Origin of the sequence: Actinomadura sp. NPDC048032, from assembly GCF_040653175.1 — a bacterium.
GTDB lineage: Bacteria > Actinomycetota > Actinomycetes > Streptosporangiales > Streptosporangiaceae > Spirillospora > Spirillospora verrucosospora.
This window is the reverse complement of the sequence record NZ_JBEZJP010000282.1, coordinates 1-10,766: the sequence shown is the minus strand read 5'-3', so window position 1 is coordinate 10,766 and position 10,766 is coordinate 1. Positions and strand designations below refer to the sequence as shown.

8 protein-coding genes, 1 tRNA gene, 2 pseudogenes and 1 riboswitch are annotated in these 10,766 nt (G+C 69.8%); of the genes and pseudogenes, 8 read left to right on the top strand and 3 right to left on the bottom strand.

All coding sequences use genetic code 11. From position 1 onward, the window contains the following. From AB0C69_RS28900 to AB0C69_RS28880, 5 genes and pseudogenes are all read left to right on the top strand, one after another. Positions 1 to 304 (top strand): annotated as a pseudogene (locus AB0C69_RS28900) (hypothetical protein); the annotation flags it as partial. Between the two features lie 223 nt (positions 305 to 527). Beyond that, positions 528 to 1,508: a DNA cytosine methyltransferase gene (locus AB0C69_RS28895; protein ID WP_360358320.1), complete on the top strand. Its 981-nt coding sequence runs from the start codon at positions 528 to 530 to the stop codon at positions 1,506 to 1,508. Beyond that, positions 1,505 to 2,446: a bifunctional DNA primase/polymerase gene (locus tag AB0C69_RS28890; protein WP_360358319.1), complete on the top strand. Its 942-nt coding sequence runs from the start codon at positions 1,505 to 1,507 to the stop codon at positions 2,444 to 2,446. Before AB0C69_RS28895 ends, AB0C69_RS28890 begins: the two co-directional genes overlap by 4 nt. After that, a complete protein-coding gene (locus AB0C69_RS28885; RefSeq protein WP_360358318.1) occupies positions 2,443 to 4,011 on the top strand; it encodes a hypothetical protein in 1,569 nt (522 codons plus the stop codon). The genes AB0C69_RS28890 and AB0C69_RS28885 overlap by 4 nt, the downstream gene beginning before the upstream one ends. 558 nt (positions 4,012 to 4,569) lie before the next feature. Beyond that, complete coding sequence (locus AB0C69_RS28880; protein WP_360358317.1) at positions 4,570 to 5,742, top strand: tyrosine-type recombinase/integrase; 1,173 nt, start codon at positions 4,570 to 4,572, stop codon at positions 5,740 to 5,742. Between the two features lie 53 nt (positions 5,743 to 5,795). On the opposite strand, the gene AB0C69_RS28875 is transcribed toward AB0C69_RS28880, so the two are convergent. From AB0C69_RS28875 to AB0C69_RS28865, 3 genes and pseudogenes are all read right to left on the bottom strand, one after another. Next, positions 5,796 to 6,056: a type II toxin-antitoxin system RelE/ParE family toxin gene (locus AB0C69_RS28875; protein ID WP_360358316.1), complete on the bottom strand. Its 261-nt coding sequence runs from the start codon at positions 6,054 to 6,056 to the stop codon at positions 5,796 to 5,798. A gap of 383 nt (positions 6,057 to 6,439) precedes the next feature. Then, positions 6,440 to 6,634 (bottom strand): annotated as a pseudogene (locus tag AB0C69_RS28870) (helix-turn-helix domain-containing protein); the annotation flags it as partial. A 217-nt stretch (positions 6,635 to 6,851) separates the two neighbouring features. Next, positions 6,852 to 6,925: transfer RNA gene (locus tag AB0C69_RS28865), tRNA-Pro, on the bottom strand. A gap of 207 nt (positions 6,926 to 7,132) precedes the next feature. Between AB0C69_RS28865 and AB0C69_RS28860 the strand changes: the two genes are divergently transcribed. The 3 genes from AB0C69_RS28860 to AB0C69_RS28850 all read left to right on the top strand — a co-directional run bounded on the left by AB0C69_RS28860 (position 7,133) and on the right by AB0C69_RS28850 (position 10,715). Further along, a complete protein-coding gene (locus AB0C69_RS28860; protein WP_360358315.1) occupies positions 7,133 to 7,894 on the top strand; it encodes a hypothetical protein in 762 nt (253 codons plus the stop codon). 184 nt (positions 7,895 to 8,078) lie between these two features. Further along, positions 8,079 to 9,971 (top strand): SpoIIE family protein phosphatase, encoded by a 1,893-nt coding sequence (locus AB0C69_RS28855; protein ID WP_360358314.1) that lies wholly within the window; start codon positions 8,079 to 8,081, stop codon positions 9,969 to 9,971. Positions 9,972 to 10,439: 468 nt separating this feature from the next. After that, positions 10,440 to 10,593: riboswitch (cyclic di-AMP (ydaO/yuaA leader) on the top strand. Then, positions 10,581 to 10,715 (top strand): hypothetical protein, encoded by a 135-nt coding sequence (locus AB0C69_RS28850; protein ID WP_360358313.1) that lies wholly within the window; start codon positions 10,581 to 10,583, stop codon positions 10,713 to 10,715. Its footprint overlaps the riboswitch before it by 13 nt. Positions 10,716 to 10,766: the final 51 nt, after the last annotated feature.

The following is a 10,766-nucleotide window of genomic DNA, read 5'->3' as shown; positions in this document are numbered from 1 at the left end:
GTCCGCGCTGCACTCGCTCGCCCCGCTCGCCACCGACACCGCCCCCCAGGACGACGGCGGCGGGCGCGGGTGGCTGCTGCTGATCCTCGCCGCCGCCGTCTACGGCCTCGGCTACGCGATCTCCATCCGGATCCACCCCTACAAGAACTGCCCCCGCTGCAACGGCTCGGGCCGCCACCGCGGCACCTTCTTCAGCCACGCCTACCGGGCCTGCGACCGATGCGGCGGAAAGGGCCGCGAGTACCGCACCTTCGCCCACCGCCCCTACGCCCAAAACGAGCACAAGCGCCGGGGCCGTCGATGACCCGCCCCCGCACCGGCCTGGACTGGCACTCCGCCGCGCACTGGGGTGGCGGACGCCGCCTGCCGTGCGTGCACTGCGGCCGGGGCGCGTTCTGTCGCGACGACAACGGCCGCCCCTGCCACAAGACGTGCGCAGAGACCGCCATGCGAGAAACCGCGCTTCGCGGCCAGGGCGACACTGACGGCGCGGCCGGTGCCGTCCTGGGACTGGAAGGCAACGCCGCATGACCTCATCACCCCCGCTGTCCCTGGGATCTTTGTGCACCGGCTACGGCGGGCTGGACATGGCCGTCGCCGCCGTGCTCGATGTCGCGCCCGTATGGGTCGCCGACCCAGACCCCGGTGCCGCCGCGATCCTGGCCCACCACATGCCCGGCGTCCCCAACTTGGGTGACATCACCGCCGTGGACTGGACGACCGTCCCGCCGGTGGACGTTCTCGCCGCCGGCTACCCGTGCCAGCCGTTCAGCGCCGCCGGCCTCAAGAAGGGAACCGCCGATGAACGGCACCTCTGGCCCAACGTCGCCGCTGCCATTCGCGTTCTACGACCCCGCCTCGTCGTGCTGGAGAACGTCGAACGCCATCTTCGAGTTGGATTCGCCGACGTCCTCGCCGACCTTGCCGCCCTCGGGTTCGATGCGGAGTGGTGCATTGCGAGCGCGTCAGACGTCGGCGCTCCCCACCACCGTCGCCGCCTCATCGTCCTCGCCTGGGACGCTGCTGCCGACGCCCCGGACCTCCGACACCAACGGCGCCGGCCTCCACGGGAGCGGGGGCCTGGACCTACGGACGGCCGTGACGCTGCTGCCGACGCCGACCGCCGTGCACTGGTCGCGCTGCTCGACCGCGAATCGCACGAACCCCAAGCCGACCACGACCACCACCAGTCAAACGCTCCTGGACGTGTTCTGGACTGGGGCCCCTACACCGCCGCCGTCCATCGATGGGAAGCAATCTGCGGCCGGCCAGCTCCCGCTCCCACTGAGCGGGGACGCAACGACCAACCACGCCTGACGCCCGCGTTCGTCGAATGGCTCATGGGCCTCCCCGAGGGCCACGTCACCGCCGTTCCCGACCTCACCCGCAACCAGCAGCTTCGCGCCCTCGGCAACGGCGTCGTCTGGCAGCAGGGCGCCGCCGCCCTGCCCGCCCTGCTGGCCCGCCTCACCGCCGACCGCCCGACCTCGGAGGAGACCGCAGCATGACCCCCCCGACTCCCGCCCGGTCGCGCGTCCCGCCCCGGCCCACCGCCGCGGCGCTGGCGCGCTACGCGCTGGCCGCCGCCGCGCGCGGCTGGCATGTCTTCCCGCTGGCCCCCGGGGACAAGGAGCCGCCCCACGGGGTGCGGTGGACCAAGGTCGCGACCACCGATCCCGAGGTGATCCGGCGTATCTGGGCCCGGCGCCCCTACAACATCGGGATTGCGTGCGGGCCCTCCCGCCTGCTGGTGATCGACCTGGACATGCCCAAGCCCGGCGAGCACCCGCCGCCCCGGTGGGCGGTGCCCGGCGTGAACGACGGCGCCGACGTGTTCGCGATGGTGTGCGAACAGGCAGGCCAGCCGATGCCGCTGGAGACCTTCCACGTCCGCACCCGCCGCGGTGGATCGCACCTGTACTTCACCGCGCCCGAGGGCGTCCGCCTGACCAACACCTCCGGAGACCGGGGCGAGGGATTGGGCTGGAAAGTCGACACCCGCGGCGACGGCGGTTACGTGCTGGGCCCCGGCTCCTTCGTGGAGCTGCCCGACGGCACCGGCACCTATACGCCGATCCATACTGTCGCCCCGGCGCCGCTGCCCGGCTGGCTCGCCGAACGGCTCCGACCGGCGCTGCTGCCGCCGCAAAAGCCGGTCACGGTGCGCCTGTCCACCGGCAACCGCGGCGCCTATCTGAACAAGGCGCTCACCGCCAGCCTGAACGCGATCGCCGACGCCCCCGAGGGGCGCCGCAACGCCACCTTGTACGGCGCCGCGGTCGCCCTCGGCCAGCTCGTGGCCGGGGGCGCCCTCGACCCCGACGACACCGAGCAACTGCTGACCGCTGCCGCCGTGCGCGCCGGGCTGGCACCCATGCCAGCCCGCCGGACCATCCGGTCCGGGTTCCGCGCCGGCACCCAACGCCCCAGGAGCGTCCCCGCATGACGACCAAGCCGCACCTGCAAGTCGGATCCGGCCCCGAGACCATTCGCGTGCTGAAGTCCGAACTCGCCAACGGCGCCCTGCCCGACACCTACGTCTCGGCCGGGTCCCTGGTCCACATGGAAACCGTGTCCGGCGGGCAGACCTCCCCGGCCGCCGACGAAGACTCGCCCCTTCCGGTGACCGCAAGCCCCGTCACCCCGGCCACCCTGGCGGGTCTGCTGGCCGAACACGCCTACGTCTACCGGCTCCGGTCCCGCCGAACCGGCAACGGCGGAACCGAGACGTTCGAAGAAGAGGTCACCCCGCCGCGCGACATCCTGGCCTCAGTGCTGGCTGGCAAGACCTGGCCCGGCCTGGCCCCGCTGCGCGGCGTGATCGGCGCCCCGGTGCTCCGCCGAGACGGCACCCTTCTGCAACGCCCCGGCTACGACGCCGCGACCGGCCTGTATCTGGCATCGAAGGTGGCGCTACCGCCCGTTCCCGACCATCCCACCGCCGAACAGGTCGACACCGCCCGCGACTTCGTCCTGAACCGGTTCCTGCGCGACTTCCCCTGGGCCAGTGCAGCCGACCGGGCGAACTACCTCGCGCTGCTGGTCACCCCGATCCTGCGGCACTTCACCCGGTCACTGACGCCGTTCGCGCTGATCGACGCGACCATGCCCGCATCCGGCAAGAGCATCCTGACCGGCGGACCCGGCATGCTCTACGGCCAGCGCGTCATCCCCTGGGCCTACACCGAGGAAGAACTCCGCAAATCCATCACCGCCGTGCTGGCCGAACAGGTCGGCGTGGTGGTGTGGGACAACCTCGCCGAAGGAACCGTCATCGACTCGGCCACCCTGGCCCTGCTCGTCACCGCCGGCGTCTGGTCCGACCGCCAACTGGGCGCCTCCCGCAACATCGCCACCGTCAACGACCGGCTCTGGATGGCCACCGGCAACAACCTCCAGGTCGGTGGGGACATGGCCTCCCGCACCGTCCGGGTGCATCTGGACCCCAACATGCCGCGGCCTGAGCAGCGCGACCAGTCCCGGTTCGGGATCCCGCACCTGGACCAGTGGATCACCGACCCACGCAACCAGCTCACCGTGCTGTGGCACCTCCTGGTCCTGGTCCTGGACTGGACCGGCAACGGAGCGCCCCGAGCCGACACGGTCTCGATGCGGCAGTTCACCCCGTGGGCGCAAGCCCTTGGCGGGTTCCTGGCCCACCACGGGATTGACGGGTTCCTCGCCAACGCCGCCGACGTCCGCGGCATCGACGAGGACGAGACCCGCTGGCGCGCGTTCCTGGCCTGCTGGCACGAACTGCACGGCACCGAGCCCATGACCGCCGCCGAGTTGCGCCGCTCCGGCGACCCCGACCGCGTCGGCCTGGACGAACACGACCGGTGGGACGGGCAGTTCATCACCACCCACACCGGCCGACTGCCCAACGCCCTGTCCCTCGGACGACTGCTCACCGGGCAGGCCGGCCGGTGGCGCGGCGACTACGTCATCCGCTCGGCCAAACACGACCGGGGCAACCGCAACGTGTTCTGGGTGGAACACCATGAGCAGTGACCCGGCACGGAACCCGCTGAAACATCCCGGCATCTCGGCATCACGGCAAACCCGCCACTGAGCTGCGAAGACTCTTGCCGAGATACAGCAACCCGGCAAAGGTCCATCTCGGCATCTCGGCACCGGTTGCCGAGATAACCCCCCGATTGCCGAGATAGCCCAAGCCCGATCACTGCTAACTCGGCACCCATCACCGCAGCTCACGGGCACATCTGCCGAGATGCCGAGATGCCGAGATGTTTCAGCCCCTCCCGCACAGCACAGCCGGCGGCGCCAAGCCACCCCGCGCACCGCCGGGGTTGCCCAAACGACCGATCAGCGACGAAGGGTCCACTGCGAGATGGCCACGAGGATGCCCAGTCCGGCCGAGTTGTACGGCCTCAAGCCCCTCTACAAGGTCTCCGAATTGCCCGGCATTCTCCCGTTCAGCCGGAGCCGGGTTTACGAGTTGGTCCGCGCGGGGCGCATCAGGACTGTCACGGAGCACAGCGTTCGCCTTGTGCCCGCCAGCGCGATTATCGAGTACATCGAACTACTGGAAAGTGAGGCCGGGGCCCCGTGACTGACAAGAAGCGCCGTCCACGCGGTGAAGGGGGGCTTCATTGGGACGACAGGCGGCAACGCTGGATCGCGTCCGTGACGGTCGGATACACCCCAGACGGTAAGCGCATCGTGCGCAGGGCAAGCGACCGATCTAAGACCAGGGCACTAGTCAAGCTCAAGGAAAAGGTTCGCGACCATGAGGACGGCTTGGCCGTCGGCCCTGGCAATTACACCGTTGCGGAGGCGGTTCGGTACTGGCTCGCCTACGGGCTGAACGGTCGCGATGCCGGGACGGTCGGAAACTACCGCATCCTTGCAGAGAAGCACATCATCCCAAGGCTGGGCGCGAGGAAGCTTCGCGATTTGTCCGCTGAAGACGTGGACAAGTGGCTAGCGGAGAAGGCAGCCGAACTCAGCACGCGGAGTCTCCGATTGATCCACTCGATTCTCAACCGATCCGTACGGAACGCCCAGGCGCGCGACAAGGTCAAGCGGAACGTAGTGGCGCTATGCGACGTCCCGACCGGACGCCAGGGGCGGCCCTCCAAAGCGCTCACGCTCGCACAGGCCGAAGCCGTGCTGAACGCTGCGGAGGGCGCGGCCCTAGACGCCTACGTCGTGCTCTCGTTGCTTGTGGGGGCTCGCACGGAGGAACTGCGAGCGCTCACGTGGGCCCATGTGGATCTTGTCGGCAAGCCGGATGCGGAACCGCCGGTGCCGCCGACCGTGATGGTCTGGCGTTCGGTGCGAGCTGGCGGGGACACAAAGACCCGCAAGTCTCGCCGGACGCTGGCCCTGCCGGCGCGATGCGTGGAGGCGCTGCGTGCCCACCGTCGAAGGCAGGATGCCGCGAGGAAGGCGGCCGGTAATGCGTGGCAGGAACACGGCCTGGTGTTCGCGTCGCGAGTTGGGACGCCTCTGGACTCGCACAACGTCAGGCGCGCCTTCCGGCACATCCTCGCCAAGGCCGAACTACCGGCCGCGGACTGGACGCCCCGCGAGATGCGGCACAGCTTCGTATCCCTGCTGTCCGACAGCGGGGTCGCCATCGAAGACATCGCACGCCTGTGCGGCCACAGCGGGACGGCCGTCACAGAGACGGTCTACCGGCTCCAGATCAGACCCGTGATCGAGGGTGGCGCTACGGCCATGGATCGCATCTTCCCGGGCACTGGCACACCTTTGTAGCCGCCGTGAACCGTAGGCGGCCGGTTCATGGCGGAACCGGCCGCCGCGCACGCTCACCGGTAGATCTCCCGCCGGTGGCCGACGTCGATCACCAGCAAAATCAACTCGGTATCTTCTACGCAATAGATAATGCGATAATCGCCAACTCGGATACGGAGCGCTCCCGAAACGCCTTGGAGAGCGACGACGCCCGCCGGGCGCGGGTTGTCTGCTAGTGCGTCGATGGCTGCGACAATGCGGCGCCGAACCGGCTTGTCGAGAGCTGCGATCTCTTTCTCTACGCCAGCTCGCATCGCTATTTTGTATGCGGCCACGGCTACAGCTCCAGTCGGCTCTTCACGTCCTCCCAGGTGATAACTGGCTCGCCGGATGCTATAGATTCCAGCGCTCGACGTGCGGCCAGCGTATCGGCGATTTCAGTGAGTAGCTCTGAGCGTTCGTCGTCTCCGAGTGTGGCCAACTCAGTCGCTACTTCCACGGGGACGACGGCGGCCAGACGTTGGCCGTGCTCAGTCAAGTAGACGATCTGCCCCTCATCTGCCACACGATGTGCGAGAGCGCCCACATCGACCTTGGTGTCGAGTGACACCTCGGGGGAGATGTGCAGTTGATCAGACTCGCCAGGTCGCCGTGCTGAGGACCGAGCCAGAAGGCCAACACGGTGCTCGACTGGGACCGCTTTATCCTCGATGACGATATCGCGCATGTAGTCATGAACTGCTGGCTCGGGTATGCGGAACTTCCGGCCGACGCGGATAGCGGGCAGTTCGCCGGAGTGCACCAGGCGATAGACGGTCATCTTGGAGACGCGCATGATCGAAGCCACCTCGGCTACGGTCAAGAAATCGATCTTGCTCGCGGGGCGCTTGGCTCTCTTGTGCTTGTGTGGCATCGGTGCCCTCCCTCGCGGCGTCGCTGCACCCAGGAGTCTATGTCGAGGGCTCCGGCCTGAGGCAGTTCGCGAAGCTGTGGGGCGTGAGGGTGCCACCGAGGTATGCCAGGGGAGGGGCTCGCAGTGATGCCAGGTCAGCGCAAGCCCTAGTCACTCAGTTGGACACTCAGCACATGACTAAGGCCACCTCCGAAGATCGGAAGTGGCCTCTGACCTGTCGGGACGGCGGGATTTGAACCCACGACCCCTTGACCCCCAGTCAAGTGCGCTGCCAAACTGCGCTACGTCCCGGTGCCCGTTTGAGCGGGCGTGATTACTGTAGCGCAGTCTGCGGGGTCGTGCGTACCGAGATACGGGGGCGCGGATCTCTGGTAGGCAGGCCTGATGGTGCGTTTGCGGGCGGTGCTGGCCGGGGTCTTGGGCCTGGGGCTGGTGTGCGGGTGCGGGGACGGTGGAGGGGCTCGGGCGGTGAGTGGGAGTCCTGAGCCGGAGCGGTCCGTGCCGCGGGTTTCGGAGGCGCCGTCCAAGGCGCCGGTCGTGCGGGTGCCGGCTGGTGTGCGGGCCTCGTACGAGGTGTTCGATCGGGCCGCCGGGCGGGTGGTGGTCGCGCGGGCGACGCGGCGGACGTTCCGGTCGGCCTCGGTGGTGAAGATCCTCATCGCGCTGGACTACATGGATCGGCATGAGGTGTCGGCGGCCGATCGGCGGCTGCTGGTGCCGATGCTGCGGTCGAGTGACGACGGGGCCGCCACGGAGTTCTGGCGGCGGGGCGGGCGGAAGCAGATCATCGAGCGCATGGTGCGGAAGATGGGGCTGGAGGACACCGCGCCGCCGCCCGCGGAGAAGCCCGGGTTCTGGGGGTACACGGCGCTCAGTGCGCGGGACGTGGTGCGGATGTACCGGTACCTGCTGGAACGGGCGCCGGAGGGGCAGCGGGAGTTCGTGCTCCGGCAGTTGCGGGCGTCGACGCCCTGCGGGACGGACGGGTTCGACCAGACGTTCGGGATCCCGCGGGCGGTGAAGCGGCCGTGGGCCGTGAAGCAGGGGTGGTCGGGGTTCGGGGAGACGCCGTCGGAGCCGTGCCATGTGCGGCCTGCGGCGTGGCGGCCCGACCTGGGGCTGGGGCGGCCCGTGCTGCACACGACGGGGGTCGTGGGCGACAAGATCGTGGTGGTGCTGACGCTGCATCCGGCGGGGACTCCGTTCGGGACGGCGGCGGCGCGGATCACCTCGCTGACGCGGCAGGTGACGCGGGTGTGACGTGGGTCACACGGCGGGGAACGGGTCCGTTTTGAGACGGTCACCGGAAGTGGTCGGCTTCGGGCGTGAACGGAAAACCCGGGCAAAGATCTAGCCTCTTTGCAGGGACATGGGCGAATAGTCCCTCACTGACGTATGTAGCTTTTTTCTCCCAGGGGCAGGTGACGCCGAACGGGGGACGGGGTTGGCGGAAGCGGAAGGCACGCAGCCCGGGGTGCCCGGCGCGGACGTGGAGGACCTCCGGGGCGCGGCGCGCGACCGGGCCGTGCTGGCGGAGGCGCGGGTCGTGCTGGCCCGGCGTCTCGGCGTCCCGCCGGGGGAGGCCCTGCAGCACCTGATCTGGCTCGCGCGCGATCTGGACATCGAGATGGCCGAGGCGGCGTCGCTGCTGGTCAAGGATGGCGGCGGCGGGCCGGTGGGGGCCGTGGTGGCGGGGCGCAGGGCGCCCCGCACCGAGGAGGTGCCCGCGGAGCGCCAGGCGGTCCTGTCGGAGGCCGAGGACGTCCTGCGCCGGGTGACGGCCGAGGACACCGCGGGGGACGCGGAGATCCTCGCGAGGGTGCCCGACGACCCGGCGGCGACGGCGGTGCTGGAGGGGGCGCTCGACTCGGCGGCCCACCTGGTCCCGGTGCGGGGGCCGGAGGGCAGCGTGGTCGACTTCCTGTTCGCGGAGCTCAACGGCGTCGCCAAGGACATGTTCGGGCGGGGCCGGGAGGAGCTGACCGGACTGCGGCTGCTGCGGACGGACCCGGGGGCGGTGCTCAGCGGCCTGTTCGACGACTACGTCGGGGTGCTGGAGTCCGGGACGCGTTTGGAACGTTCCTCGATCCAGTACTCGACGGCTCAGCGGGGCCTGTCCCGCTCGTCGCGGATGAGTGTGCGGTGCGTGCGGGTGCCTACCGGCATCTGCGTGACATGGCGGTACCACCTGGCCGAGGACCGCATCGCGCGGCGGCTGGAGCGGGTCGAGCGGCTCGCGCTGATCGGGTTCGGGGAGTGGGACCTCGCCACCGGGGAGGCGGACTGGACGCCGCAGATGCTGGCCAACTACGGCCTGTCTCCCGACGAGGTGCCGCCGATGCCGCACGACCTGCCGAAGGTCGTGGCCGACGACGACCTGCCGCTGGTCGAGGAGGCCGTCCAGACCATGTTCTCGCGGCGTGAACCGGTAGAGGCGGAGCACCGCGTGATCAGCCACGACGGGACGCCCCGCCATCTGTGGGTGTTCGCCGAGCCCGTGCTGGGCGAGTCCGGGCTGCCCGTCTCGATCAACATCGTGTCGCAGGACATCACCCGGCGGCGCGGGGTGGAGCGCGCGCTGGCCGAGACCCGGCGGCAGATGCTGCGCCAGCAGGCGCGGACGGCCCAGGAGCGGCGCGTGGCGGTGACCCTGCGGCGGGCCATCCTGCCGGACGAGGACGAGGTCGAGCAGCTGCCGGGCCTGTGCACCTCGATCCGCAGCATGGCGGCGGAGAGCACGGCCCGCATCGGGGGCGACTGGTTCGCGACCAAGGCCCTCCAGGACGGGCGGGCGATGTTCGCGATCGGGGACGCGGCCGGACACGGGCTGCCGGCGGCGGCGGCGATGGCGCGGACCCGGAACGGCCTGCTGGGCCTCGCCTGCACGGGGGAGCGCCCGGGGCGGCTGGTCGGCTGGCTGAACGAGCTGATCGGCGCCATGGACCCGCCGGCGACGGGCACCGCCATCGTCGCCCACTACGACCCGTCCCGGCACGTCCTGGAGTGGACGTGCGCGGGCCATCCGCCGCCGATCCTCGTCCGGGACGGGCGGGCGACCCCGCTGGAGGTGGTCCGCGACCCGATGCTCGGCGCCATGCCCGGCTGGGAGTACACGACGATCACCACCGGGCTCACGTCGGGCGACATGCTCTTCCTCTACACCGACGGCCTGGTGGAGCGCCGGGACGCGGACCTGGACGAGCGGATCGTCCGCCTGACCCACATCCTGCGGGACTCCTCCACACGTCCCGACCGGGTGCTGGACGAGGTGCTGGCGCGGATGGAGCACGACCGGGCGGCGGACGACACCACGCTGTTCGCCCTTTACGTGGAGTGACCGTCCGGGCCTCGCGGTGACGGACGGCACGGCTGGCCAGCGAAGATCACCTAGTGTGACGTGCGCCTCACCCGGCGGGGCGGCCGGGTGGCGGGCCGCCTCGGCGGAGACCGTCCGACGCCCCCTATTCGATCTTCTTTACCTTTTCCCGAAGGCGCGGTAAGGGCGGCGGGCAAGGGGTTGGGCGCCTCTCGAGAAAGATCGGGAAGAGGCGGCGCCGCCCCGGTGTTGGGAGTCTCTTGAGAGGGCTTTGAGCAGGCAAGACTTTACTTTATGCCTGGTTTGCTTTTCTTGAGAAGGTTGGTACCTTCGATCCCGAATCACGCAGCGCGTCCCATGCGTTGCCACCGGCCGCACCATGCGCGGCCGAGGATCGCGGAGCGGTATCCGCACGCGATGCGCGCCAATCGACGCGCGCCCCCTCATCAAGATCTGCCAGAGAGAACATCCGTATACCTGCACCGCTCCCGCGGTGCGAGGCCGAGTCCGTCCGGTCGGTGACCGGAGCGGAGCCGGGGACCCACGTTTCTGGGGTGAATCGGCGCGCCCGAGAGTCGCGCCGTAGGGCTGCTTCCATGCCCGAATCCGTCAGCTAACCCGGTAGGCGCCATGGAAGACAAGGAGATTCCCTGCATGTCCGGTCTTTTCGATCGACTTTCGCTCAACCGCCTCACCCCCGAGGACAAGGCCGTCGGCGTCGCCGTGGGCGCGGTCCTGGCCGCAAGATGGGCGCGTTCGAGGTGATGGAGGGGCGCCCGCTCACGGTGCTCCAGTCGGCCTACCGTGCCGCGATGC

Bases quoted from the DNA above. Each gene is read 5' to 3' on its own strand.
- AB0C69_RS28895 (WP_360358320.1), top strand. From the start codon at position 528: ATGACCTCATCACCCCCGCTGTCCCTGGGATCTTTGTGCACCGGCTAC.
- AB0C69_RS28890 (WP_360358319.1), top strand. From the start codon at position 1,505: ATGACCCCCCCGACTCCCGCCCGGTCGCGCGTCCCGCCCCGGCCCACC.
- AB0C69_RS28885 (WP_360358318.1), top strand. From the start codon at position 2,443: ATGACGACCAAGCCGCACCTGCAAGTCGGATCCGGCCCCGAGACCATT.
- AB0C69_RS28850 (WP_360358313.1), top strand. From the start codon at position 10,581: ATGGAAGACAAGGAGATTCCCTGCATGTCCGGTCTTTTCGATCGACTT.